The sequence below is a fragment of the Pseudomonas sp. Con_6 genome (assembly GCF_059379395.1).
In genome coordinates this window covers 6,125,788-6,149,192 of sequence record NZ_CM182011.1, presented here as the reverse complement: position 1 = coordinate 6,149,192, position 23,405 = coordinate 6,125,788, and the positions used below count along the sequence as shown (strand labels likewise).

General features: G+C 63.3%; 24 protein-coding genes and 1 tRNA gene. 6 read left to right on the top strand and 19 right to left on the bottom strand.

The genetic code is table 11. The features are described 5' to 3' along the window. Window positions 1-127: 127 nt before the first annotated feature. Window positions 128-1,018 carry a LysR substrate-binding domain-containing protein gene (locus tag AC5QPF_RS27835; RefSeq protein WP_494960829.1) on the bottom strand — a complete coding sequence of 297 codons (891 nt, stop codon included), beginning with the start codon at window positions 1,016-1,018 and terminating at the stop codon, window positions 128-130. Between the two features lie 126 nt (window positions 1,019-1,144). On the opposite strand from AC5QPF_RS27835, the gene AC5QPF_RS27830 reads away from it, so the two are divergent. From AC5QPF_RS27830 to AC5QPF_RS27820, 3 genes are read left to right on the top strand one after another with little or no spacing between them, the layout of a single operon-like run. Next, the gene (locus AC5QPF_RS27830) at window positions 1,145-1,504 is read left to right on the top strand and encodes a Rossmann-fold NAD(P)-binding domain-containing protein (protein WP_494960828.1); all 360 of its coding nucleotides are present in this window, start codon (window positions 1,145-1,147) and stop codon (window positions 1,502-1,504) included. Between the two features lie 28 nt (window positions 1,505-1,532). Then, window positions 1,533-2,447, top strand: a complete 915-nt coding sequence (locus AC5QPF_RS27825) for an EamA family transporter (RefSeq protein ID WP_494960827.1) — start codon at window positions 1,533-1,535, stop codon at window positions 2,445-2,447. 43 nt (window positions 2,448-2,490) lie between these two features. Beyond that, the gene (locus AC5QPF_RS27820; protein ID WP_494960826.1) at window positions 2,491-3,156 is read left to right on the top strand and encodes a LuxR C-terminal-related transcriptional regulator; all 666 of its coding nucleotides are present in this window, start codon (window positions 2,491-2,493) and stop codon (window positions 3,154-3,156) included. Here AC5QPF_RS27820 and AC5QPF_RS27815 read toward each other — a convergent pair. Genes AC5QPF_RS27815 through AC5QPF_RS27770 form a run of 10 tightly spaced genes read right to left on the bottom strand, consistent with a single transcriptional unit; the run spans window position 3,130 to window position 12,160 of the window. Further along, entirely contained in the window at window positions 3,130-3,834 is a 705-nt protein-coding gene (locus tag AC5QPF_RS27815) for a 4'-phosphopantetheinyl transferase superfamily protein (RefSeq protein ID WP_494960825.1), read from the bottom strand. The genes AC5QPF_RS27820 and AC5QPF_RS27815 overlap by 27 nt on opposite strands. After that, the gene (locus AC5QPF_RS27810; RefSeq protein ID WP_494960824.1) at window positions 3,831-4,217 is read right to left on the bottom strand and encodes a hypothetical protein; all 387 of its coding nucleotides are present in this window, start codon (window positions 4,215-4,217) and stop codon (window positions 3,831-3,833) included. The genes AC5QPF_RS27815 and AC5QPF_RS27810 overlap by 4 nt, the downstream gene beginning before the upstream one ends. Continuing rightward, the gene (locus AC5QPF_RS27805) at window positions 4,210-5,610 is read right to left on the bottom strand and encodes a GNAT family N-acetyltransferase (protein ID WP_494960823.1); all 1,401 of its coding nucleotides are present in this window, start codon (window positions 5,608-5,610) and stop codon (window positions 4,210-4,212) included. The genes AC5QPF_RS27810 and AC5QPF_RS27805 overlap by 8 nt, the downstream gene beginning before the upstream one ends. A 55-nt stretch (window positions 5,611-5,665) precedes the next feature. Next, window positions 5,666-6,223: an alpha/beta fold hydrolase gene (locus AC5QPF_RS27800; RefSeq protein WP_494960822.1), complete on the bottom strand. Its 558-nt coding sequence runs from the start codon at window positions 6,221-6,223 to the stop codon at window positions 5,666-5,668. Continuing rightward, window positions 6,213-7,925 (bottom strand): chloramphenicol-biosynthetic FADH2-dependent halogenase CmlS, encoded by a 1,713-nt coding sequence (gene cmlS / locus AC5QPF_RS27795; RefSeq protein ID WP_494960821.1) that lies wholly within the window; start codon window positions 7,923-7,925, stop codon window positions 6,213-6,215. The genes AC5QPF_RS27800 and cmlS overlap by 11 nt, the downstream gene beginning before the upstream one ends. Next, window positions 7,922-8,533 (bottom strand): LbetaH domain-containing protein, encoded by a 612-nt coding sequence (locus AC5QPF_RS27790; protein WP_494960820.1) that lies wholly within the window; start codon window positions 8,531-8,533, stop codon window positions 7,922-7,924. Before AC5QPF_RS27790 ends, cmlS begins: the two co-directional genes overlap by 4 nt. Further along, window positions 8,530-9,894, bottom strand: a complete 1,365-nt coding sequence (locus AC5QPF_RS27785) for an AMP-binding protein (protein WP_494960819.1) — start codon at window positions 9,892-9,894, stop codon at window positions 8,530-8,532. Before AC5QPF_RS27785 ends, AC5QPF_RS27790 begins: the two co-directional genes overlap by 4 nt. After that, window positions 9,891-10,586, bottom strand: coding sequence for an SDR family oxidoreductase (locus AC5QPF_RS27780; protein ID WP_494960818.1), 696 nt, complete (start codon window positions 10,584-10,586; stop codon window positions 9,891-9,893). The genes AC5QPF_RS27785 and AC5QPF_RS27780 overlap by 4 nt, the downstream gene beginning before the upstream one ends. Window position 10,587: 1 nt before the next feature. Next, on the bottom strand, window positions 10,588-11,475 hold the full coding sequence (locus tag AC5QPF_RS27775) for a GNAT family N-acetyltransferase (protein ID WP_494960817.1): 888 nt from the start codon (window positions 11,473-11,475) through the stop codon (window positions 10,588-10,590). A 25-nt stretch (window positions 11,476-11,500) separates the two neighbouring features. Continuing rightward, a complete protein-coding gene (locus AC5QPF_RS27770) occupies window positions 11,501-12,160 on the bottom strand; it encodes a hypothetical protein (RefSeq protein WP_494964294.1) in 660 nt (219 codons plus the stop codon). Between AC5QPF_RS27770 and AC5QPF_RS27765 the strand changes: the two genes are divergently transcribed. The 3 genes from AC5QPF_RS27765 (at window position 12,101) to AC5QPF_RS27755 (ending at window position 16,431) form a co-directional block, all read left to right on the top strand. Continuing rightward, on the top strand, window positions 12,101-13,234 hold the full coding sequence (locus AC5QPF_RS27765) for a cation:proton antiporter domain-containing protein (RefSeq protein ID WP_494964267.1): 1,134 nt from the start codon (window positions 12,101-12,103) through the stop codon (window positions 13,232-13,234). The two genes, AC5QPF_RS27770 and AC5QPF_RS27765, sit on opposite strands and share 60 nt — an antisense overlap. 45 nt (window positions 13,235-13,279) lie before the next feature. Continuing rightward, entirely contained in the window at window positions 13,280-15,661 is a 2,382-nt protein-coding gene (locus AC5QPF_RS27760) for a penicillin acylase family protein (RefSeq protein ID WP_494964266.1), read from the top strand. Window positions 15,662-15,801: 140 nt separating this feature from the next. Then, window positions 15,802-16,431 (top strand): glutathione S-transferase N-terminal domain-containing protein, encoded by a 630-nt coding sequence (locus AC5QPF_RS27755; RefSeq protein ID WP_494960816.1) that lies wholly within the window; start codon window positions 15,802-15,804, stop codon window positions 16,429-16,431. A gap of 57 nt (window positions 16,432-16,488) precedes the next feature. On the opposite strand, the gene ychF is transcribed toward AC5QPF_RS27755, so the two are convergent. From ychF to AC5QPF_RS27715, 8 genes are all read right to left on the bottom strand, one after another. Next, the gene (gene ychF, locus AC5QPF_RS27750) at window positions 16,489-17,589 is read right to left on the bottom strand and encodes a redox-regulated ATPase YchF (RefSeq protein WP_494960815.1); all 1,101 of its coding nucleotides are present in this window, start codon (window positions 17,587-17,589) and stop codon (window positions 16,489-16,491) included. Window positions 17,590-17,610: 21 nt separating this feature from the next. Beyond that, window positions 17,611-18,195, bottom strand: coding sequence for an aminoacyl-tRNA hydrolase (pth, locus tag AC5QPF_RS27745; RefSeq protein ID WP_494960814.1), 585 nt, complete (start codon window positions 18,193-18,195; stop codon window positions 17,611-17,613). Between the two features lie 76 nt (window positions 18,196-18,271). Continuing rightward, window positions 18,272-18,865: a 50S ribosomal protein L25/general stress protein Ctc gene (locus AC5QPF_RS27740; RefSeq protein ID WP_476745955.1), complete on the bottom strand. Its 594-nt coding sequence runs from the start codon at window positions 18,863-18,865 to the stop codon at window positions 18,272-18,274. Between the two features lie 138 nt (window positions 18,866-19,003). Continuing rightward, the gene (locus AC5QPF_RS27735; RefSeq protein WP_009405962.1) at window positions 19,004-19,945 is read right to left on the bottom strand and encodes a ribose-phosphate pyrophosphokinase; all 942 of its coding nucleotides are present in this window, start codon (window positions 19,943-19,945) and stop codon (window positions 19,004-19,006) included. Window positions 19,946-19,993: 48 nt separating this feature from the next. Continuing rightward, window positions 19,994-20,068, bottom strand: a tRNA-Gln gene (locus AC5QPF_RS27730). Window positions 20,069-20,102: 34 nt separating this feature from the next. Continuing rightward, the gene (gene ispE, locus AC5QPF_RS27725; RefSeq protein WP_494960813.1) at window positions 20,103-20,948 is read right to left on the bottom strand and encodes a 4-(cytidine 5'-diphospho)-2-C-methyl-D-erythritol kinase; all 846 of its coding nucleotides are present in this window, start codon (window positions 20,946-20,948) and stop codon (window positions 20,103-20,105) included. A 1-nt stretch (window position 20,949) separates the two neighbouring features. Beyond that, the gene (gene lolB, locus AC5QPF_RS27720) at window positions 20,950-21,567 is read right to left on the bottom strand and encodes a lipoprotein insertase outer membrane protein LolB (RefSeq protein ID WP_494960812.1); all 618 of its coding nucleotides are present in this window, start codon (window positions 21,565-21,567) and stop codon (window positions 20,950-20,952) included. A 4-nt stretch (window positions 21,568-21,571) separates the two neighbouring features. Further along, window positions 21,572-23,305, bottom strand: a complete 1,734-nt coding sequence (locus AC5QPF_RS27715; RefSeq protein WP_494960811.1) for a tetratricopeptide repeat protein — start codon at window positions 23,303-23,305, stop codon at window positions 21,572-21,574. Window positions 23,306-23,405: the final 100 nt, after the last annotated feature.

Sequence of the window (23,405 nt, the reverse complement as noted above, 5' to 3'; positions counted from 1 at the left end):
GAAGCGCAAGTGCATCACGTCACTGTCCTTGACGATCCAGTCCTTCTTCCAGACACCATCTGCCGGCCTCTTTCATGCCATGTCCTCGACGTATCCAGCGCCCGGTCGAGGCCGCTCAATGGCGATCTCAGGCAATCTCGCGCTGGTAGCGTTCGACCTCCTCGAACAGCCAGGCGACGAACAGGTGGCGCTTCACCCCGGGACGCTCACGCTCGGGCAGGACCAGCCAGTAGGGGTAGTTGTACGGCGTCACATACTCGCTCAGTTGCACCAGCTCGCCGCGGCGGATGGCTTCGTGGACCAGGCTGCGCCGCAGCAGGGCGATGCCTTGGCGCAGGCGCACGGCTTCGAGAACCAGGTTCGAGTCGTTGCTGCACAGGCCGCTGCGCGGCACCTCGGTCGCCAGTCCCGCCGCCTGGCACCAGGGTTGCCAGGGGTCCATGGTGAAGATGATCCGGCTGCTGACGATTTCCTGCGGGGTTCGCGGCAGGTCGCCATCGCGGAAGCCCGGGGACGCTACCACCACCAGATCGTCGTGGAACATCAGGCGCTTTTCCAGGCCCGGCCAGTCGCCGCGACCCATGCGCACGCCCAGGTCGATGGTTTCCTGGGCCAGGTTGGACAGGCTCAGGCTCGCCTGCAGGCGGACCGAGAAGCCAGGATGACGTTCGAGAAAACGCTCGATCCGCGGCAGCAACCAGGAGTGGCCGAACGACGGCATCACCGCTACCACCAGCTCCGTGTCCCGGGGTTGCGTCTTGATCTGACGGGTGGCTTCGACCAGCGCACTGAGGGTTTCGCGCACCTGCAAGGCGTAGAGGCGGCCGTCCTCGCTGACCTGCAGGGTTCGCCCGTCGCGGATGAACAGCCCCACCCCGAGCATTTCCTCGAGGGACTTGAGCTGCTGGCTGATCGCCGAGTGGGTGACGTGGAGTTCCTGCGCCGCCAGGGTCACGCTGCCCAGGCGCGCGACCGCTTCGAAGCTGCGCAGGCTGCTGAGCGGAGGGATCAGTGACATGTTAGCGATCCTTACATTAACCGGAAAAAATTATAAATATTATGGCTTTCTAAAACCTAATATTGTAAGTGCAGCTAAGGGGTGATCGTGAAGGCTGGTGTGCTTGGGTGAAGCAGGAGGTGTGCGATGAGAGTTGCCTGGACATCATCGGGGTCGGTGATCACCCCGGTTTCCGAGTTCGACCACGACGGGATGCAGGTGACCCTGACCCGCGCCCAGTTGTTGTCGCTGGAGGTGAGGAGGCCGATCCTGGCGCGCTCGATCAGCGGCACCCACTGGATCAGCTGGCATGGCCGCGACCTGCTGCTGGCGCAAGGGCAAAGCGTGATCCTGCATGCGGGGCAGGCCTTGATCAACGGCGATGGCGTCTTTGCCTTCGCACCGAGCCGGCCGCTGCCCCATGGCTACCTGAGCGCGCTGCGCCGCTGGCTGAAGACCGGACTGCCGATCGTGCAGCCCTCGGCCCTGCATATCGACATTGTGTGAAGGCTCACCAGGACAAGGATCGCCAAGGATGGCATTGCATACCCGCCAGGCGGACACGCGCCTGATTCTGATCACGACCCTGCTCGCCTCGACCTTTCTCATGGGCTCGAGCTTCATTTCCGGCAAGATCCTCCTCGATCAGGGCTTCCCGCCCTTCCTGCTGGTGGGCTGGCGCTTTTTCGTCGCCGCGCTGGCGACCCTGCCGCTGGTCTTGCTGGACGGTCGCCCATTATTTGCCGGTCTGTTCCCGCGCGACGTGCGCGGTCGGGAAGTACTGACCGTCATGGCCATCGGCCTGGCCCAGACCGCCGCGGTGATGAGCTTGCTGTTCCTCGCCATGCGCACCCTGTCGGCCGCCGCCGCCGCCATCCTGCTGTTCACCAACCCGCTGTGGGTGGCGCTGGCCAGCCGCGTTCTGTTCGCCGAGCGGCTGGGCCTGGCACGGTTTAGCGGCTTGTTGCTGGGCATCCTCGGGGTGGCCCTGGCGATCGGGCCGGAGGCCCTGCTCAGTCGTGACCCGGCCATGCTCGGCGGCCTCGCCTGCGGGCTGGCCTCGGCCCTGTGCTGGGCGGCGGCGACACTGGTCAACAAGCGCAGCCAGTTGTCGCTGGGCAACTGGTCGTTGAGCTTCTGGCAGATGTTCATCGGCTCGCTGTTCGTGTTGCTGGCGGCCAGCTTCACCGGTGAGCAGTGGCCCGCCGACGTCAGCGCGACGCAATGGGGTTGGTTCCTGTGGCTGGCGATTCCGGCCTCCACCGGCTCTTTCGGCTTGTGGTTCCTGGCTTTGAAGCAGGGCAATGCCACCCGGGTCAGCGGCTTCCTGTTTTTCGCGCCGCTGTTCGCCGTGCTGCTCTCGTTCAGCGTGCTCGGCACGCAACTGTCCTGGGTGCAAGGCCTGGGCGCGCTGGCGATAGCGCTGGCGATCTGGCTGGTTAACAGCTGAGCGCGCATCCCCTCACGAACAACCGGGAACCGGAGACACCAGGATGGATCTTGCCTTGATCGAAGCGCTTTCGCGCCCAGCCCCCGACAGCAGCCATGAAGGCTGGCAGGTCGCTCTCCACGAGCAGTTGCAGTTGTTGGGATTCGCCCATTTCCGTTTGCGCCTGGGTGCCGGCGGCCATGTCCTGGAGATCGCCAGCTTCGCCGAGGGCGCCGCGGAGTGCTTCGGCGACACTGATCCGGACCTGGAACACGGCGCGCGTTTTCATGGTGCGCCGAGCATCCTGCCGGTGACCTGGGCGCGGCCCGTGCGCGCGGCGGGGCGTGAGCTGCATGGCATGACCTTCGCCTTGCTCGGGCCGCAGGGGCAGTCCGGCACCCTGGACATCTTCTGTGGCGGCGACGACGAAACCCGGGCCGCAGCGACCTTTCGCGCCAACCTGCCGATGCTGTCGCTGCTCAAGGACTGCGCGCTGCAGGGCGCGCTGGGTTTTCTTCAGGCGCAGGGCACGGTCAAGCTGACCAAGCGCGAGAAGGAGGTCTTGCGCTGGAGCGCCATCGGCAAGACCAACTGGGAAATCTCCAACATCTGCAACCGTTCCGAAGCCTGCATCGACTTCCACTTCAAGAATATCCGCCGCAAGTTCGGTGTCAGCACGCGCAGCGCTGCTGCGGTGCAGGCGTTAGCCATGCAGCTGATCCAGTTGTAGGCCGACGCCTGGCGCGTCGAGCCAGCTCAGCGACAGGTCGTCCGGGCTGAGCAGGCCGAGGCCGATCCCCCGGACTTCGACGGTGTCCAGCGGCGCGCCGCTGACCAGGGTGCCGATGCCTTCCCGCGAGGTCAGGCGGAAGCTGCGCTGAGTGGTATCGCGGGCCATGTCGCACAGGCAGCGGCACTCGCCGCGAATGCCGCTGCCCAGGTACTTCAGGGCCGCTTCGCGGCGAGTCCACAGCCAGACGAACGCCTCTTCGCGCTGCCGCTCCGGTCGGGCCGCCAGCCAGCGCTGCTCGCAAGGGCAGCAGTAACGTCGTGCCGCGCTGGTCCAGAAGGCCGGTGCCGGATCGCTCTCGTAGTCGATGCCGATCGGCTGCCGGGACAGCGCCGCCACCCCGGTGGTGGTGCCATACGCAAGGCTGACGAACAGCGTTTCCCCGACGTCCAGCGACAATCGCCCGAGGGCATCGCGGCTGATCGACGGCGCTGTGCCCTGCGCGCCGGGCAGCGCCCGGGCCGCGATGCGCAGGGCAATACGGCCGTTGATGAAGCGTACCAGGTGACGGCCGGAGAGACTTTGCGCATGGCCCAGTTCCGCCGTCGTCAGGTATTCCCAGTATTCGCCGAGCGCCAGCCGTTCGAGCGGGAACAGCAGCAGCCACGGCGGGCTCACGTCGCCAGGCTCAGGTTGTGGCGCACCTGCAGGCTGGCGAAGACGAAGGCGTAGCTGCCGGCGAGCAGCAGCACCGGCAGCAGGGTGGCCTGCGGATGCGGTGTACCGAGCAGCCCGTGAACACCGAACAGTGCACCGGCATACAGCAGCATCGCCGTTGCGCCGGCCCCCGCGGCCGCCGGATAACGCCGACTGTCGCCAACCAGGCGATTGATCAACGCGGAGAAGGCGAAGGTCGCTGCGAAGCTGAGCAGCCACTGCCCTGCAGCCGACAGGAGTATCTGCCCCACAGCCTGGCCGCGCGCCGAGTACGCCACCCAGCCGGCGTACAGGCAGGCCGAAAACAGTGAGCTGAACCACTTGACCCTTGTCGGGTCAGCCAAGGAGCTTGCCGAAGACACTGGCCACCCCCCGTTTCAGGCGCAGGTGCAGCGCGGGAACCTGGAAGGTCCTGGCCACCTGCGGCAGGTTGTGCGGGGTAATGCTGTGCTCGATGGTCGGTCCGAATACGTACAGCCAGTGCAGCAGGCCACGGTCCAGGCTGGCGAGCAACTGACCGACATCGAAGTACATGATCCGTACCCGCTCGCCGCTGTAGGGATGCTTCTTGTGGATGGGCAGGCAGCGCGCGCCGAGCTTCACGTAGATCGGCACCAATACTTCGATGGCATCGAGGACGATGTAGCGGCTGCGCAGGTGCAGGGTGATGCGCCCCAGCTCGCGCAACAGCGCAAGCATCACCCGGTGCCCTGCGTACTCCGGACGTATCGCGACCCGCGACATCTCGACGAAGCCGGCGTCCCACAGCCATGTCGGTAACGGCGTCGCCACCTCGATCTCGCAGCGTCCGCGATGGCCGTCGTTGACCACCACGCGGCCGGAGCCGACACATTTGCCGCCGAGGGAGGCGGCGACATGGATGGAGTACGGATCGAACTCGTCCCACAGGCTCCAGGCGCTTTCCACGTCGCCCAGGCGTCCGTAGTGACGATTGGCAGCCAGGCGGCATTCCAGGACCTGGAGCATGGGGTCGTCGGCCTTCACGATATTCACCGCCAGCAGGCGGTCGATGGCCGTCGACTTGCGTAGCACGGCGGGCAGGCTGTCGAAGCTGAAGCGTTCGCGCTGGCACAACAGCAGCAGCGCCAAGGCCCGGCTCGAGGCCTGATCAAGCACGCGGAAGCTGCAACTGCGCTGTTCGTCCTGCTGGTGGATGCCGGTCACCTGGACGCATACGCGGCAGGTACCGCTCCAGCGGCATTCGAAGGTGAGTTCCAGATCGAGGCCGGGCAGCAGGCCCGGGTCATGGGGCATGACGCGGAATTCTCCGCAGTATGGGTCCAGATGGCCCAGTTCGATCGCGAAGCGCCGGCGGAACAGCACCGGGCTGCTGGCGCTGGCGGTCAAGGCCGGGTCCTCCCATGGCATATCCGGCGGCAGGTAGTCCGGGTGCGGGCTGAGCAGGCTGGCGTTCAGCCGGGTACGGCTGGAGCCGATTTCCAGGACCTGCAGCGAGACGGGCAGGGCCGGGCGATGCAGAGACTGCCGGTAGCTGAACGTGACCACACTGTAGTCGTCCGGGAAGCTGCCCTGTTGCAGGTCGATCTGGCAGCGCTGCGGGTCGAGCAGCTCGAGCATGCCGGGCAATTGCCTTCCGGCGCATGACACCTGTACCGGAATGCGGTGCGCCTGGCCTGGGGCAAGGTCGCGGGAGAGGGCGGAGAGAGGCAGAGCGGAGGCGCGGGTTGTCGACAACCCGCCAAACGGAGCTGGCATGTCGCGATCCTCATCGAGAGCGGCGCGGGCCGTGGGAACGGCCCGCGCCAGTGGTTCAGGCGTTCAGCGAGCGTCTGAAGTCCTGCAGCAGTTCGAAGCCCTGCGACCACCGGCCGAGCCTGGACTTGCCATTGATGTGCCCCAACGCTCCGAGGTTGCGGAAGGAGCAGCCCAGGCGCTGGGCGCTGCGCCCGACATAGTCGAGATCGCCGTAAGGGTCGTTCTCGCTGGCGACGATGGTCAGCGGGAACGGCGCGCCGAGGCTATCCGCCGGCCGAAAGCCCAGGGCCTGCGGTGGGAAGTTGTCGCTGGCCGGATCAGGCACTGCCACCAGGAAGGCACCGAGGATTTTCTCCGAGTGATGTCGCGCAGCCCACTCCAGCAACAGGAGGCAGCCGAGGCTGTGGGCGACGATGACCACCGGACGGGTCAGGGACTGCAGCATGCGCTGCAGCTCCTCGACCCACTCCTCGCACTGCGGCTCTTCCCAGTCGCGGTGTTCCAGCCACAGGCCGTTTTTCTGTCCTGTCTGCCAGTGGCGCTGCCAATGCGACTTTCCGGAGTTGCCGATGCCGGCGAGGAACAGCCAGTCGTGATCGGCCTCAGACTTCATATTCCACCCCCACGCCATCGAAGCGCAGACGGTCCTGCACCAGCACACGCTCGCCGTGCTTGTCGAAGCCCTCGAGCAGCCCGGCTTCCATCAGGCGGATGATGAACTGCGAGGAGTTCACCTCGCCCACGTCGTTGAGACGGATCATCATTTCCTTGTAGCCGAAGTGTTGCTCGTGCACGGCCTCGACCACGCCGAGCAGCGGCCCGCTCACGGCATACTTGGTCATGTCCTTGCCCGCGCCGTTGCACAGGATGCGTTGTGGCTGCAGCTTGAAGCTCTGCGGTTCGATCTTGAAGAAGCCCTCGGTACCGACCTGCATGCCCTGCCATTCGAAGCGCACGATGCGGTTCAGCTGCTTGGTCAGGTCGGAGATCCAGCGCACCCGCGCCGGGTTGAGCTCGGCGTCCATGAACTCGTCGGTGAGGCCCTGGCGCTGGTGGCGGCCGATGGCGATCATGGTCGCGGCACGGTCCTTGAAGTCGCCGATCTGCGGACGACTCTGGTTCTCGCCGCTGACCAGCTGCTCGAACCATTCCTTGCGCTTGAAGCGCTCGTCGGCCGACTCGGAGATACGGCGCTTGGTCCAGAACGCTGACTCCGGCTCGGTGAACGAGGCGAAGGTGTAAAAGGACGCGAGGAATTCATGGTACTGGTTGTAGGTTTCGCGGTAGGTGCGGTTGTACCAGGCGTGGACCTCTTCGGCCTGCTCCGGCTGATTCATCAGATAGTCGATGCTCGCTGCCGCGCTGACCGCCGACTGCGACGCCAGGTGCACGCCCTGTGAGAACAGCGGGTCGGTGAAGCAGGCCGAGTCGCCGCAGAGGAAGAAGCGCTGGCGCGAGAAGCACGAGGTCTCGTAGGACCAGTCTCGGACCAGCTTGACCTCTTCGCGACGCGGCGTGCCCTTGAGGATCGACAGCGCCCGTTCGCTCTTGGCCAGGGTCTTGTCGTAGAACTGTTCGAGGCCGTCGGCCTTGATTTCCGCCAGCTTGCTCTGATCGACGATGACGCCGACGCTGTACACGCCATCCTTGAGCGGGATCATCCAGACCCAGCCGTCTTCGAAGGTGATCGAGAAGGTGGTGCCGTTGAGGTCGTTCTGGAACGGGTCCGGGGTTTCGAAGTACGACCACAGCGCCACGCTCTTGTAGAACTCGTCGTATTCGCGCAGCCCCAGCTTGCGCACCAGCGGGCTGTTGCTGCCGGATGCGTCGATCAGGTAGTCGGCGGTGAATTCGCTGCTTTCGTTGCGGTGGCGTACCTGGACGCTGACCTGGTCGGGGCGTTCGACATCGACCTCGGTCACCGCGGCCTCTTCGAACACCTGCACGCCGCGTTCGCGGCACGTGTCCAGGAGCATCTGGTCGAACTCCGAACGCAGCACCTGGATGGCGTGGTCGAAGACCCAGTCCTCGGTCTTCGGTGTGGTGAAGGAGAAGGTCCAGGGGGCTTCGGTCTTGCCCCAGAGGAAGGTCGCGGACGGCTTCTGCACGTAGCCGGCGGCATCGATCTTGTCGCTCAGGCCGAGGCGGTGAAGGATCGACAACGTACCTGGCAGGAAGGATTCGCCCACCCGGTAGCGCGGGAACTTCTCCTTCTCGAACACGGTGACCTGATGTCCGAGTTTCTGCAGGGTCAGGGCCGCGATACTGCCGGCCGGGCCACCGCCCATGACGATGACTTTGGCTTTCTTGCTCATGCGTTGTGACTCCCTTCAACCAGTTGAATGATTTTTTGCCGTGCGGACGAACTGCAATGCGAGCGTTCGGGGATCTGTTCGCTGAGGGTCACCCCGGCCTGCGCGGTGACGTCGTCGCCGATCTCCGTCTGTGGCACCACCACGGTGCTCAGGCCGAAGAAGCAGCGGCTGCCGATGGCTACGCTGTTGCCCGCGTTGAAGTTCGGTGAAACGAAGTTGTTGTCGCCGAGGGTGCTGTGGTGACCGATGCAGCAGTGGTAATTGATCATGTTCCACGAGCCGAGCCGGACGTTGACGCCCAGGTAGCTGTCGGCGGCGATGACGTTGCCGCGGCTGGCGGACAGGTCCAGCTGATGGCGTACTGACGGGTGGACAAAGTTCGGCGCCGCCAGGCGGCCGTCGCTGAAGTAGCGGTCGATGAGCGACTGGCGCCGGGCAATGTCGCTGATGCCGAGGACATAGCGGTGGCTGCTCGAAAGCTGCACGTCGCTGTCCAGCAGGTCTTCCAGCGCGAGGTGGGTGAGTCGCGCCGTGGGCTCGATGTCGCGCAGGTAGCTGGCCAGCTCCAGGGCGAAGCGCTCGTTGCCGAGAATGACGATAGTGCTCATAGCGCCACCACCCGGGTTTTCTTGAAGCGGCTGGAAAAGGCGATCTGCTCGACCTGGTTGATCTTCACCGGCAGCTTGTAGGCTTCCAGGTGCTGTCCCAGGTAGTCCAGTACGTAGCGCTTGAGGGCCTTGCGACATTCGATGGCAGTGGACTTCACGTCCATGTGCACTGCCTGGCCGGTGATGGCATTGGCCACGCCGTAGACCAGGCAATCCTCGATCAGCTCGCTTTTGAGCAGCAGGTTTTCGATTTCCATCGGCAGCACCTTGAGGCCGCCGACGTTGATCATCTCCTTCTGCCGGCCCTGGATGCGCAGGTAACCCTCGTCGTTCTGCTCGACCAGGTCGCCTGTGCGGAACCAGCCGTCCTCGGTGACGTTGTCGGTGGCCTGGTTGAGGTAGCCGAGGAACTGGCTCTGGGTCTTGAGCTGGAGTTCGCCGTCGACTATGCGGAACTCGGTGCCGTCGTCGGCGAGCTTGAAGAACGTGCTGGCCGAGGACTGGCTGACGGTGGTGCTGATCCCGGTCTCGCTGGTGCCGAAGGTCTGCAGCATGCGCGCCTTGGGGAAGGCGCGCTGGATGCGCTCGAGCAGGCTCGGTTGCATGGCTTCGGTGCCGTAGGTGATCAGGCGCACTGAGGACAGGTCGTGCTGTTCGTGATGGCGCCCCATCAGGATCAGGTTGAGGAAGGTCGGGCTGACCGGCAACACCTTGATCCCGTAGCGTTCGATCAGGCCGCACACGGCTTCGGGCGAGCGCTCGGTTGGCAGCACCGCGCAACCGCCGACGGTCAGGCTGTTGATCAGCGAGTTGAGGCCGCCGATATGGTCGAACAGCAGAAACATCAGCAGCGTTGTGGGCTTCTTGCGGGTCTTGCCGAGCTTGGGCAGGACCAGTTCGTCGAAGTCATGGAGGATTGCCTTGGGGGCGCCGGTGCTGCCGCTGCTGAGCAGGACCAGGCCGGCGCGACCCTGCTCGCGCAGGCGCTGGTAATGGGCGGGAGCGGCAACCTCGGCATCTGGCTCAAGCGCCTGGACTCGCAGGCCGTCGGCCCCGGCGGCGACCAGGTACACGCACTGCGCCGCTTCGCGCAGGGTGCCGACATTGCGTTCGCCGAGCTCGACCAGCGGCGCGACGATATTGCGGTTCAGGTACAGCGCCAGCAGCGTGGCGACAGTCGCCAGGCTGTAGTCGCCGTTGAGGATCACCGCCTGCCCGGGCTGCACGCCCTGGGCCAGCAACGCCTGCCAGGCTGCTTCGGTCTCCTGGTGCAGGTGTCGGTAGCTGTGCGTCTGGCCGTCGTGAATGAGGGCCACGGTGTCGGCGCCGGCGGCCAGTGTCTCCAGCAGCGGGTGGCTCATTGCACACCTCCCAGGCTCAGGGTTTCGCCGGTGATGAAGGACGACTGTGGCGAGATCAGGAACTCCAGCGGCCCGAGCACGTCGGCGAGCACGCAAGGCCTGGGAATGGCTTGGCGTTCGATCATTTTCTGCTTGATCTCCTGGGGAAGCGTGCGGGTCATGGAGCTGCGGAACAGCGGCAGTGCCAGGGTGTTGATACGGATGTCGAAGGCGTACAGCTCCTTGCTCAGGGTGCGCGTCAGTTGCTCGACGGCGGCCTTGCTCGCCGCATAGACCGACTGTCCGGGGATCGCCCAGGTAGTCGCGACGGTCGAGAGCATCACCACGGCGCAGGAGCCCTCGGTTTTCTGCATCAGCTTGACGGCCTCGCGGGTGACGTTGATCAGTCCGAAGACATTGCTGGCGAACAGCTCGCGGGTGGTTTCCTCCGGTGTCAGGAGGAATGGCGCCATGCTGGCTTGCGCAGCGTTGTTGATCAGGACGTCGAGATGGCCGTGGCTCAGGCGTACCTGTTTGAGCATTCGCCGCACGGCCAGCGGATCGGCGAGGTCGAGAGCGAAGTGCTGGTAGCCGGGGTGCTCGATACTGCCCTCGCCGCGGCTGCAGCCGATGACCTGGTGGCCCAGGGTAAGGAAGTGTTGGGCCAGTTCCTTGCCGATGCCTTTGCGGGTGCCGGTTATTAATAGAATCATGTCAGTGCAACTTGTAGCCGATCAGCAGCGGCAAGCTGTAGACCGGATTGATCAAACGTGCCGCCAATAATTCGGAGCGGGTCTTTATCAACGACGGCACTTCGCGCTTGATAACCTTGGAACATGCAATCCGGCGTTCGCCGAGAACGGCGGCATCTATTGCCAGGCACTGCACGCGCATCATCAGGCACAGTTTAAGTCGCCAACTATCGACCGTCTTCGCGCATAATTCAGGATCGCTGACGTAAAGCAATCTGGCGAATGGCTCGAACCAGCGCCGGCGCATTTTCTTGACGATCATGTAGCAACTTCTTCCGCTGGATTCGTCGATGATCATCAGATGCCGGCACTCCAGGCCGGCATGATCGTGAAATATAACCTTGTCCTGTTCACTCAAGCGCCCCTGAATGCTGAACAGATTACTTTCCAGACGATAGCGCCAGCGTATGTTCAATGGATTGAATACCGGGTATATCAGGCGCAGGCGAGACTCCAGATCGGTGAAACCAAACTTCTTGCTGATTTCATAGACATCCGGCGTCGGTGTGTAGTTGAGCAGCGTCACCTTGCGCATGGATAACGCCGGCAACAGCAGTTTCAGGCTCTCCTTGCGATAGGCGTCCTTGACATACCAGCTGTGCAACTCGCAAAAGCGCTCTTGCGGACCATTCACCGGCTGTCGGGTGAACAGCAGGCCAAGAAATCCGACGATTTCCTCGCCATCGAGCATGACGTAGCCGAAGTAGTCCTCACCGCCTGCCCAAGGGTCCTGGAACATGCGTTTGCGGATATTGACGCCTATCCAGTTGGAGTTGAGCGTCGATTCGCGCAGCAGTTTGCAGACCGGGTACATGTCGCTGCTGATGGCTTTTCTGACGGTAACGCTCACGTTTGTTTCCTCGCGTGGCAGGCGGTCAGGCGGACGCGGCCTGGGTTTCAAGGGTTTCCGCAAGGATGAAGTCGATCAGGCAGGAGACGCTGCTGAACGGGCTGACCTTCTGCGAAACGGCCTTGTCGGAAGTCAGCGATATTTCAATATCGAGTTCATCGTCGAGTCCCTCTTCGACGGCGGCGAGGAAACTTACAAGTTGCATTGAGTCGAATACGCCGGCTGTTCCGTAAAGTGCCAGGTTGCGCACATCGGAAAGATCGATCTTCTCCTTGCGAGTGGCATTAATCTCGCCAAGGGTGCGTTGGATAATTTCGAATATCTGCTCTCTCATCATCAACTCCTTGTTGATTCCCGGCCTGCCTATGGGGGCTATCTTGCGGCAGGGGGAAATTAACAGGCTGACTGTCGAGGAAAAAGCTACCGGAATCGGTAGGTTTTTCAGGAGACACTTCTTGGATAGGATCCGCTGTCGTGCAGCGCATCCCGTACTTGCGGGACTTCGAATACTAGCCAGGCAAGGTGGATCGATATGTTGTTCCTGCAGGTGGTACTTATTCTGATTGTCGCCAAGTCGGTTGGCGCATTGTTGAAGAAAGCCGGTCAGCCCGAAGTCATTGGTGAAATGATGGCGGGCTTCATTTTGGGGCCTATTGTACTGGGCTACTTCTTTCCAGACTTTCATCGTGCACTATTTCGGGGCGCGGCGGAACTGCAATTGAAAGTTCTCAGTGATTTGGGAATTCTTCTCTTCATGTTCGTGGTCGGCGCCGAGTTTCGTTTTCCCGAGCGCAAGAGCCACGGTCCAAGGCATGGTGTATTGCTGATTGGCAGTTGCAGCATCGTTGTGCCATTCGTGCTGGGGGCCCTGGTCGCGCCGGTGCTATACCGTGCCTTTGCCCCGCAGAGTGCACCAATGTTGGGCTTCATCCTGTTCGTCGCCACGGTGTTCTCGGTCACGGCCTTTCCGGTGCTGGCGCGCATTCTCAAGGAGCGGCGCCTGGTCGACAGCGAGCAGGGCACGGTGGCGTTGATGTCCGCAGCGCTTAGCGATATCGGCGTGTGGATCATGCTCGCGGTGATTGCCCTGAGCATGCAGGTCGACGGGCGCTGGCAAGACCTGCTGCTGCGTCTGCTGGGCCTGGGACTGCTCTGCGTGGTTTCGTTCTGGGGCGTGCGCCCGTTGTTCAAGGCATGGATCAACCGGGTTGGGCCGAACGCTCCCTATTTGCTGCTGATCCTGGTCTGCGGCGCGTTGATCTACGCCAGCATCACCGAGTGGCTGCAGGTCCATTCGGTGTTCGGTGCCTTCCTCTTCGGTGCTTGCCTACCCCGTGACCAGCGCCTGCTGGAGATGCTGGTCGAGCGTGTCGAACATCTGGCGGTGGTGGTGCTGATGCCCAGCTTCTTCGCCCTCGCCGGACTGAATACCTCGATTGCCGCATTCAGCGGCGTCGGCCTCGGCCTGCTGGCCTTGGTCCTGCTGGTGGCAGTGTCGGGCAAGTTGCTCGGGGCCGGGTTCGGTGCCCGGCTGGCGGGCTACCCCGCCGGGCAGTCGTTGCAGATCGGCGTGCTGATGAACGCCCGCGGCCTGATGGAACTGGTGGTGCTGAAGATTGGCATGGACCTGGGCCTGATCGACGACCGCCTGTTCACCCTGTTCGTCATCATGACCGTGGTCACCACCATGATGACCGGCCCGTTGCTCAACCTGCTGGGACGACAGGCCGGTAATCGCCGCCTGTTGGGCACTCCGTGAGTGCACCGCAGTCCTTTCCTTCCCCCGACCCGAGAATCGAACGTGATCAAACGCATCATGCTGGGCTTTGCTGCAGTGCTGTTGGCTGTCGCCATCGGCCTGCTTCTTTACATACAGGGCAAGCAGCCCTTGCGCGGGGGTACGCAGGCCGTGACCGGCCTGCACCAGCCGGTAACGGTACGCTATGACGAACGTGGCGTGCCGCATATCCGCGCCGGGAACGAAACGGACCTGTACCGCGCCCTGGGTTATGTCCAGGCCCAGGACCGCCTGTTCCAGATGGAGATGCTGCGTCGGCTGGCACGTGGCGAGCTGTCGGAAGTGCTGGGCCGGCGCCTGTTGCCCACCGATACCCTGTTTCGGACCCTGCGCATTCGCCAGCGGGCTGATGCCCAGGCGGCTGCGGCGGACCCCTCCAGCCCCGAAGCGCAGGCCATGCAGGCGTACCTGGAGGGCATCAATCAATACCAGCAACGACACGCCCGTCCGCTGGAGTTCGATCTGCTGGGCATTCCCTCGCGTCCCTTCACGGCGGTGGATGTCTACAGCGTCATTGGCTACATGGCCTACAGCTTTGCCGCCGCCTTCCGTACCGAGCCCTTGCTGACCTACATCCGCGACACGCTGGGCGAGGATTACCTGCGACCGTTCGCCAGTACCTGGCAACCCGATGGCGCCCTGGCTGCGCCCCAGTTGACCGCAGCCGACTGGCGCGGCATGGCGGCGCTGGCCAAATTGAGCGAGGACGCTGTCGGCAATGCCGGCTTGCCGCAGTTCGAGGGCAGCAATGGCTGGGTCATCGCCGGCAGCCGCACCCACAGCGGCAAGCCGTTGCTGGCCGGGGACCCGCATATCCGCTTCGCCGCGCCCTCGGTGTGGTACGAGGCCCAGCTGTCGGCGCCGGGATTCGAGCTGTATGGCGACTACCAGAGCCTGGTGCCGTTCGCCTTGCTGGGACATAACCAGGCGTTCGCCTGGACCCTGACCATGTTCCAGAACGACGACATCGACCTGATCGCCGAGACCACCGATGCCGCCCATCCGGGCCAGGTGCTTTACCACGGCGAGTGGGTCGTCCTGGAAGAGGAGACGCAATCCATCGCGGTCAAGGGCGAGGCGGCGGTGGAGTTGCGCCTGCGTCGTTCCCCCCATGGTCCGATCATCAACGATGTGCTGGGCCAGAACGCTGGTACCCGTCCCATCGCCCTGTGGTGGAGCTATCTGGATGCGCCCAACCCGATCGTCGACGCGTTCTACCGGCTGAATCGCGCCGACACCCTGGACAAGGCGCGCAGCGCGGTCGCCGGCATCCAGGCGCCCGGCCTCAACGTGCTGTATGCCAATGCTCACGGCGATATCGCTTGGTGGGCCGCTGCCGCCCTGCCGCGACGGCCTGAGCGGATCGATCCGGCGTTCATCCTGGAGGGTGCTGGCAACCAGGCGGACAAGGCCGGCTACTACCCCTTCAGCGAAAATCCCCACGAGGAAAACCCGGCGCGTGGCTACATCTTGTCTGCCAACAGCCAGCCGCCGTCACCCAGCGGCCGGGTGATTCCCGGCTACTACAACCTGCCGGACCGCGGCCAGCGTCTGAACCTGCTGTTGGCCGGCGGGAGCGACTGGAATACCAGCAACAGCCAGCACCTGCAATTGGACGAGCGCACCGACTACGCCGCGCGGGTCCTGCAACCCCTGTTGCCTGAGCTGCGTCGACAAGTGACCGATCCACCCCAGCAGCAGTGGCTGGATCGGTTGGCACAGTGGGATGGCAGCTATCCGCGGGATTCGCTGGAGGCTACGGTGTTCAACCAGTTCTTCTACGAACTGGCGCGTGCGACCCTGCATGACGAACTGGGTGACGCGCTGTTCGACAACCTGCTGGGCAGCCGCGTGCTGGACACCGCGATGCCGAAGCTGGTGGCGGACGCGCAGTCGCCGTGGTGGGACGATCGCGACACGCCGAAGAAGGAGGGACGCGCCGAAACGGTACTCAAGGCCTGGCAGGCGGGGATCGTCCATCTGCGCTCGACCCTGGGCGAAGACCCGCTGCAATGGCAATGGGGCAAGGTGCATCGCCTGACCCAGATGCACCCGCTGGGCACCCAGCCGGTGCTGGCGCTGCTGTACAACGTCGGACCGTTCGAGGTCGGCGGTAGCCACGAAGTGCCAAACAACTTCTCTGCACCACCCGGTCCGGCGCCTTGGTCGGTCAGCTACGGTCCTTCGATTCGCCGTATCATCGATATGGGGGCGCCGGGGGAGGCCTTGGGGGCGTTGCCGCTGGGCCAGAGTGGCGTGCTCTTCGACCGCTATTACAAGGACCAGGCCAAGCCGTTCGTAGAAGGCCGCTACCAGGCCATGCACCTGTCTGAACGCGACGTTGCCGGGCATACCGAAAGCCAGCTCGAGTTGCATCCGGCAGACTGAGGAGGAGGGCGCGAAGCGTTAGACAGAGCCGAATGGCAGATTGACCCTTGCTGCACTGACATGTTTTGCTCCGCAGGCCTGCCAGCGATGAATGGCCATTCAGGGTCAAATCCCGCGTTCAGGGACGAGGAAGGAGCGTCATGTCAGAGTTCAAATTGCATTGTTTTGCCGAATCCGGGAACGCCTACAAGGTCGCGTTGATGCTCGAGCTGAGCGGACAGGACTGGGAAGCGGTTTTCGTCGACTACTTCAACGGGCAGACGCGCGAGCCGGGCTGGCGCGGCGAGATCAACGAGCAGGGCGAGGTGCCGGTGCTGGAACATGCGGGCCGCAAGCTGACCCAGTCGGCGCTGATTCTCGAGTACCTGGCCGGGCAGACTGGCAAGTTCGCGGCGCGGAACGAGGAGGAGCGGCAAGAGATCTGGCGCTGGATGCTCTTCGACAACCACAAGTTCACCTCCTACTACGCGTCCCTGCGTTTCCTCTACGGCCTGAAACAGATCGGCGAGACGCCGGTCACCGGGTTCCTGCGCGAGCGGGCGGTAGCGGCGTACGATATCGTCGACGCGCACCTGGCTCATCGGCCGTTCATGCTCGGCGAGCGCCTGACCATCGCCGACCTGTCGCTGGCCGGATATGTGTTCATGCCGGAGGAGACCGGCATTGACCTGGATGCGTTCAGCCATATCGAGGCGTGGAAGGCGCGCATCCGCGCGATGCCAGGCTGGAAGTCGCCCTATGAACTGATGCCGGGCAAGGCATCGGGCTGAGAACGAAAAAGCCCCCTGGAGTATCGCTCGCAGGGGGCTTTTCAGTGCGGACCGGAATCAGACGTTGAAACGGAAGTGCATCACATCACCGTCCTTGACGATGTATTCCTTGCCTTCCAGACGCCATTTGCCGGCTTCCTTCGCGCCGCCTTCACCCTTGAACTGGATGAAGTCGTCGTAGGCGACCACTTCGGCGCGGATGAAGCCTTTTTCGAAGTCGGTGTGGATCACGCCGGCTGCCTGTGGCGCGGTGGCGCCGACGCGGACGGTCCAGGCGCGGACTTCCTGCACGCCGGCAGTGAAGTAGGTCTGCAGGTTGAGCAGGGCGTAGCCGGCGCGGATCACGCGGTTCAGGCCCGGCTCTTCGAGGCCCAGGGCTTCGAGGAACATGTCCTTCTCTTCGCCTTCGTCCAGCTCGGCGATTTCCGCTTCGATCTTGTTGCACACCGGCACCACCACCGCGCCTTCTTCTTCGGCGATGGCTCGCACCACGTCCAGGTGCGGGTTGTTGTCGAAGCCGTCTTCGGCAACGTTGGCGATGTACATCACCGGCTTGCTGGTGAGCAGGTGGAAGCCACGGATCACGGCCTTCTCGTCGTCACCCATGTTCTTCATCAGGCTGCGCGCCGGCTTGCCCTCGGTGAAGTGCGGGATCAGTTTTTCCAGGATGGCCTTCTGCGCCAGGGCTTCCTTGTCGCCACCCTTGGCGTTGCGCGCGACCTTCTGCAGTTGCTTCTCGCAGCTGTCGAGGTCGGCGAAGATCAGTTCCAGGTCGATGATCTCGATATCACGCTTCGGATCGACGCTGTTGGAAACGTGGATCACGTTCTCGTCTTCGAAGCAGCGCACCACGTGGGCGATGGCGTCGGTCTCGCGGATGTTGGCGAGGAACTTGTTGCCCAGGCCTTCACCCTTGGACGCGCCCGCCACCAGACCGGCGATGTCGACGAATTCCATGGTGGTCGGCAGGATGCGCTGTGGCTTGACGATGGCTGCCAGGGCGTCCAGGCGCGCATCGGGCATCGGGACGATGCCGCTGTTCGGCTCGATGGTGCAGAAGGGGAAGTTCTCCGCCGCGATACCGGATTTGGTCAAGGCGTTGAACAGGGTGGACTTGCCGACGTTGGGCAGGCCGACGATGCCGCAATTGAATCCCATGGTGAATCCCTCTTCGTGAAGTCAGGCCTTCTGGCTGTGCAGCTCTCTCATCGCACGCGCCCATTCGCCGGCGAGGATGTCCGGCAGCACGCCGAGGGCAAAGTCGATGCTGGCGTCGAGCTTGTCCTGCTCGGCGCGCGGCGCCTTGCCCAGGACGAAGTTGGACACCAGCTTGGCATCACCCGGGTGGCCGATGCCAAGCCGCAGACGGTGAAAGTCGTTCTTGTTGCCGAGCTGCGCGATGATGTCGCGCAGGCCGTTGTGCCCGCCATGGCCGCCGCCCTTCTTGAGCTTGGCGACGCCGGGAGGCAGGTCGAGTTCGTCGTGGGCCACCAGGATGGCATCCGGCTCGATTCGGAAGAAATTGGCCAGCGCGGCAACGGACTGGCCGCTGCGGTTCATGTAGGTGGTGGGGATCAACAGGCGAACATCGTTGCCCTGATGGCTGAATTTTGCCGTCAGGCCGAAATACTTGCGGTCAGCGGTCAGGTTGACGCGCTGGGCGCTGGCGATGCGTTCAACGAAAAGAGCCCCTGCGTTATGCCGGGTCTGTTCGTACTCGGGGCCTGGATTTCCCAGGCCGACGATCAACTGGATGGCGGTCACGTCAGGGGCTCTTCCTTGGAGTTGGGGGTGGCGGCGCGATCACCGCCACCCGGGCAACACCGGCGAACCGAGTAGATTACTCGGCAGCGCCTTCTGCTTCTGGAGCAACGCGCGGGGCGTGAACGTTGGCAACAGCCTTGTCATCACCGTGGGCCAGAGCGACGAACTCTACGCCTTTCGGAGCTTTCAGGTCCGACAGGTGGATGATGGTGCCGATTTCGGCGTTGGCCAGGTCGACTTCGATGAACTCAGGCAGGTCCTTGGCTTCGCAGGAAACTTCGATCTCGTTCAGGGTGTGAGAGATCTCGCCGCCTTTCTTGACCGGAGCTTCTTCGTTGACGAAGTGAACCGGAACAACGGCGGTCAGTTTCTGGCCAGCTACGACGCGAACGAAGTCAGCGTGCAGGATGATGCCTTTCGAAGGGTGACGCTGCATCGCTTTGACAACGACGTTCTGCTTGGCGCCGTCGACGTTCAGTTCGATAACGTGGCTGAAGGCAGCTTCGTTTTCGAACAGCTTGGCGATTTCCTTGGCCAGGATGGTTACGGATTCAGCAGCTTTGTCACCACCGTAGACAACGGCAGGGATGCTCAGAGCGTGACGCAGGCGGCGGCTCGCACCTTTCCCCAGGTCAGTACGCGCTTGGGCGTTCAGGATGAAATCAGTCATTTTGTATCTCCAAAATTAGCCAGCTCCACAGGGCATTTGCGACCAATGCCGAAGCGGAGAGGGCAAAAAAGCCCCGCCCCAACAACAGGTGTTGGGGCGGGGCGCTTTACGTCAACGGAGGTTCGCCGGGCTTGCGCCTCAGCGGAACATCGCGCTGATCGATTCTTCGTTGCTGATGCGGCGAACCGCTTCGGCTACGACCGGTGCGATATCCAGTTGGCGGATACGGTCACAGGCTTGTGCTGCGGCGGACAGCGGGATGGTGTTGGTCACCACCAGCTCGTCGAGCACGGAATTCTCGATGTTCTCGATCGCGCGACCGGAGAGTACAGGGTGCGTGCAGTAGGCGTAAACCTTGGCAGCGCCATGTTCTTTCAGGGCTTTGGCCGCGTGGCACAGGGTGCCGGCGGTATCGACCATGTCGTCGACGAGAATGCAGGTACGTCCTTCGACATCACCGATGATATGCATCACTTCGGAGTGATTGGCCTTCTCGCGGCGTTTGTCGATGATACCCAGGTCGACACCCAGGGACTTGGCGACGGCACGTGCACGCACGACACCACCGATGTCCGGGGAGACGATCATCAGGTTCTCGAAACGCTGGTCTTCGATGTCATCCACCAATACTGGGGAGCCGTAGATGTTATCTACCGGAATATCGAAGAACCCCTGGATCTGGTCAGCGTGCAGGTCGACGGTGAGTACACGGTCGATCCCGACGACGGTGAGCATGTCAGCGACGACTTTGGCGCTGATTGCAACACGCGCCGAACGCGGACGGCGGTCCTGGCGGGCATATCCGAAGTAAGGAATCACAGCGGTGATTCGGGACGCTGAGGAGCGGCGGAAGGCATCGGCCATCACTACCAGTTCCATCAGGTTATCGTTGGTTGGCGCGCAAGTCGGCTGAATGATAAAGACGTCCTTACCGCGGACGTTTTCATTAATCTCAGTGCTGATTTCGCCGTCGGAGAACTTGCCGACAGAAACATCACCCAGTGGGATATGCAGCTGACGTACGACACGCCGAGCCAGATCGGGGTTGGCGTTCCCCGTAAAGACCATCATCTTGGACACGCGCAGTACCTGAAGGCTGAGGGTATACCTGGATGAGTATAAGGAAAATGGCAGGGGCGGCTGGATTCGAACCAACGCATGGCAGGATCAAAACCTGCTGCCTTACCGCTTGGCGACGCCCCTGTATCTGCTGCTGCGAGTACCTGATACTCGGTTCCTACAGACCTCGTAGCTTGCGATGCAACATCGAAACGTTGCTTCCCTTTGCCACGAATCCTGTCTGGGTCTCTGCAAGAAGGGCCAAAACTCTATCAGCTTCAGCTTTGCCTGGGAAGGCCCCAAACACACAACTTCCAGTTCCGGTGAGTCTTGCTTCAGTGAATTTGTTTAGCAAATTCAATGCGTTACGTACTTCTGGGTAACTTTGCTCAACTACCGCTTGACAGTCATTTCGACTGTTTCCCTCGGGAACGGGGCGCACTTTAATGGGCTTTGAATTACGTGTCAACAATGGATGCGAAAAAATTTCCGCCGTACTTACAGACACTTGCGGGACCAGCACGACGTACCAGGGCTCGTGCGGGTCGACCGGGGTGAGCTTCTCGCCCACTCCCTCGGCGAACGCCGCGTGGCCACGGACGAACACCGGCACGTCGGCGCCCAGGCCCAGGCCCAGTTCGGCCAGCTGGTCCTCGGAGCAGCCGGTGTTCCACAAGTGATCGAGGCCGAGGAGGGTGGTGGCGGCATCCGAGCTGCCGCCGCCGATGCCGCCACCCATGGGCAGCACCTTGTGCAGCCAGATGTTGGCGCCTAGCGAGGTGCCGGTCAGTTGCTGCAGCTTGCGTGCGGCGCGGACGATCAGATTGTTGTCGTGGGGGACGCCGGGAATCTCGGTGACCAGGCGGATTTCACCGTCCGCGCGTGGTTCGAAGCTCAGTTCGTCACCGTGGTCGAGGAACTGGAAGAGGGTCTGCAACTCGTGGTAGCCGTCGGCGCGGCGGCCGAGGATGTGCAGCATCAGGTTGAGCTTGGCCGGGGCCGGAAGGGTCAGGGTGGAGTTCATCTCAATGTCCCAACTGGCGCGGTTGCCATTCCTTGAGGACCACGGTCACGTCCAGGTCCTGGCCGTGCAGCTTCATGCGCTCCGGCAGCCAGTAGCCGTTTTGCTCGGTGTAGCTGGTGTATTCGACCTGCCAGCCATCCTGTTCCAGGCTGGCCAGGCGGCTGTCGCTGTCGAGGGTCAGCTTGCTCTTGCTGTCCGGAGCCGGCAGGCCGCGGACCCACCAGACCAGGTGCGAGACCGGCAACTCCCAGCCCATCTGCTCGGCGAGCAGGGCTTCAGGGGTCGTGGCCTCGAAGCGGCCCTGGTTGGCCACTTCCAGCACCACATTGCCCGGACGCCCGGTCAGGCGCGCGGCACCGCGGCCCAGCGGGCCGGACAGGCGGATGTCGTAGTAGTCCTGGCGCTGCAGCCAGAACAGGGTGCCGCTGCCGGAATCCTTCAGTGCGCGGATGCCGACCTTGCCGTTGATCTGCCAGCCGTCGAGCGTAGCCAACTGTTGTTTGTGTTCTTTCCACAACTGCGGGCTGCCCTGGCCCTGAACAGCTTCTTTCGATCCGAAACCGGCGCAACCGGCGAGCAGGGCGATCAGGCTGAAGGTAATGACGTGGCGCAGAAACATAGGCTTAAAGGGTCTCGGATCCGGTCAGGCGCAGGATTGTCTTGCGCAGGATGGGGCTGTCGGGCTGGGTTTCAAACGCCTTGGCCCACACTTGGCGGGCTTCGCGGCGCTTGCCGTTGGCCCAGAGCACTTCGCCCAGGTGAGCGGCGACTTCATGGTCGGGGAAACGCTCCAGGGCACGGCGCAGCAGGCGTTCGGCCTCGTCGAGGTTGCCCATGCGGTAGTTGACCCAGCCGAGGCTGTCGAGCACGGCGGGATCTTCCGGGGTCAGCAGGTGGGCCTTCTCGATCAGCGCCTTGGCTTCGGCGTAGCGCGTGGTGCGGTCGGCCAGGGTGTAGCCGAGGGCGTTCAGGGCCATGGCGTTTTCCGGCTCGCGGGCGAGGATGCTGCGCAGGTCCTTTTCCATCTGCGGCAGATCGTCGCGCTTTTCGGCGAGCATGGCGCGGGTGTAGAGCAGATTAAGGTCGTCGGGGTACTGCTTGATGGCTTTTTCCAGGACGCGCAGGGCCTGGTCGTCTTTCTTGTTGTTGCCGAGAGTCTCGGCCTCGATCAGGTACAGCTGGATGGCGTAGTCCGGCTGACTGTCGCGAGCCTGGTCGAGACGACGCACGGCCTCGTCGGTGCGGCCGTTGGCGATGAGGATGTCGGCCTGGCGCAGTTGCGCCGCCAGGTAGTCGTTGCCCGGGCCGACCTGGGCGTATTCGGTCAGCGCGCCCTCGGGATCGTTGCGCTCTTCGCGGATACGGCCGAGGTTGAGGTGCGCAGCGTCGACATGGCTGTCGCGGTCGATCAGGTCTTGCAGGTAACCGGCGGCTTCGTCATACGCCTTGGCTTCCAGGCTGACCAGGGCGAGGGAATAGCGCAGCTCATCGTCGTCCGGGTACTGCTGGAGCAGGTTGGCGAACTCTACCTTGGCATCGTCGATCCGGTCCTGTTCCACCAGCATGCGCGCGTAGGTCAGGCGCAGGCGCTTGTCGTCGGGGTTGCGCGCGATGCTCTTGCGCAGCAGCGGCAGGGCTTCGGAGCCGCGGTCGAGGCTCTGCAGCAGGCGTGCGCGCAGGAGGATCGGGGCGATTTCGGTCTCGTCCTTGGGCGGATGGGCTTCGAGCAGGGCCAGGGACTCCTCGGACTTGCCATCCTGTTGCAGAAGCAGGGCCTTGCCGAACACCAGTTGGCTGTTGTCGGGGTACTTCTGCAGCAGTCGGTCGAAACTCTTCAGCAGGCCATCGCGGGTGTCCTGGTCGGTTTCCGCAGCGGACAGGGCGAGGAAATCGAAGTGGGTATCGCCTTGGCCCTGCAGGACTTTCTCCATGTAGCTCATGGAGTCGTCGTAGCGCCCGGCGCGGGCCAGCTGGATGGCGGCGGCGCGCTGCGCGTCGATGTTGTCCGGGTCGTTTTTCGCCCACAGCAGCGAGGTGTCCAGCGAGGCCTGGTCGGCACCGAGGTACTCGGCGATGCGGAAGGCGCGCTCGGAGATCGCCGCGTCCTGGGTCTTCTCGGCCTGGGCCACGTAGTTGTCCAGGGCGATGTCGAAGCGGTTGCGCTGCCCGGCGATTTCCGCCACCAGCAGGCTGTACAGGGTGTCTTCGCTGAACGAGCCATAGACCGTCGGCTCGGGCTTGGCCACCGGCACGGCGGCCTGCTGCCCGGCGGGCGCCGTGGCATCGTCGGCACCGGGCAGGGCCTGGCAGCCCTGGAGCAGGGCGAGAGCGAGAAGCAACGCGGAAGATCTATTCATAATGAGGATTTTGAGCGGCTAACCTGCGGTCGGGCCATCATGACACAAGCGTCATGGCAAACCCACTCGCGATGGGGTTCATGGATACAGTCTATAGAGA

Excerpts from the sequence above, each read along its gene's own strand:
- AC5QPF_RS27835 (WP_494960829.1), bottom strand. The coding sequence starts at position 1,018 with ATGTCACTGATCCCTCCGCTCAGCAGCCTGCGCAGCTTCGAAGCGGTC.
- AC5QPF_RS27830 (WP_494960828.1), top strand. The coding sequence starts at position 1,145 with ATGAGAGTTGCCTGGACATCATCGGGGTCGGTGATCACCCCGGTTTCC.
- AC5QPF_RS27825 (WP_494960827.1), top strand. The coding sequence starts at position 1,533 with ATGGCATTGCATACCCGCCAGGCGGACACGCGCCTGATTCTGATCACG.
- AC5QPF_RS27820 (WP_494960826.1), top strand. The coding sequence starts at position 2,491 with ATGGATCTTGCCTTGATCGAAGCGCTTTCGCGCCCAGCCCCCGACAGC.
- AC5QPF_RS27805 (WP_494960823.1), bottom strand. The coding sequence starts at position 5,610 with ATGCCAGCTCCGTTTGGCGGGTTGTCGACAACCCGCGCCTCCGCTCTG.
- AC5QPF_RS27800 (WP_494960822.1), bottom strand. The coding sequence starts at position 6,223 with ATGAAGTCTGAGGCCGATCACGACTGGCTGTTCCTCGCCGGCATCGGC.
- cmlS (WP_494960821.1), bottom strand. The coding sequence starts at position 7,925 with ATGAGCAAGAAAGCCAAAGTCATCGTCATGGGCGGTGGCCCGGCCGGC.
- AC5QPF_RS27790 (WP_494960820.1), bottom strand. The coding sequence starts at position 8,533 with ATGAGCACTATCGTCATTCTCGGCAACGAGCGCTTCGCCCTGGAGCTG.
- AC5QPF_RS27785 (WP_494960819.1), bottom strand. The coding sequence starts at position 9,894 with ATGAGCCACCCGCTGCTGGAGACACTGGCCGCCGGCGCCGACACCGTG.
- AC5QPF_RS27780 (WP_494960818.1), bottom strand. The coding sequence starts at position 10,586 with ATGATTCTATTAATAACCGGCACCCGCAAAGGCATCGGCAAGGAACTG.
- AC5QPF_RS27765 (WP_494964267.1), top strand. The coding sequence starts at position 12,101 with ATGATGGCGGGCTTCATTTTGGGGCCTATTGTACTGGGCTACTTCTTT.
- AC5QPF_RS27770 (WP_494964294.1), bottom strand. The coding sequence starts at position 12,160 with ATGAAAGTCTGGAAAGAAGTAGCCCAGTACAATAGGCCCCAAAATGAA.
- AC5QPF_RS27755 (WP_494960816.1), top strand. The coding sequence starts at position 15,802 with ATGTCAGAGTTCAAATTGCATTGTTTTGCCGAATCCGGGAACGCCTAC.
- ychF (WP_494960815.1), bottom strand. The coding sequence starts at position 17,589 with ATGGGATTCAATTGCGGCATCGTCGGCCTGCCCAACGTCGGCAAGTCC.
- AC5QPF_RS27740 (WP_476745955.1), bottom strand. The coding sequence starts at position 18,865 with ATGACTGATTTCATCCTGAACGCCCAAGCGCGTACTGACCTGGGGAAA.
- ispE (WP_494960813.1), bottom strand. The coding sequence starts at position 20,948 with ATGAACTCCACCCTGACCCTTCCGGCCCCGGCCAAGCTCAACCTGATG.
- lolB (WP_494960812.1), bottom strand. The coding sequence starts at position 21,567 with ATGTTTCTGCGCCACGTCATTACCTTCAGCCTGATCGCCCTGCTCGCC.
- AC5QPF_RS27715 (WP_494960811.1), bottom strand. The coding sequence starts at position 23,305 with ATGAATAGATCTTCCGCGTTGCTTCTCGCTCTCGCCCTGCTCCAGGGC.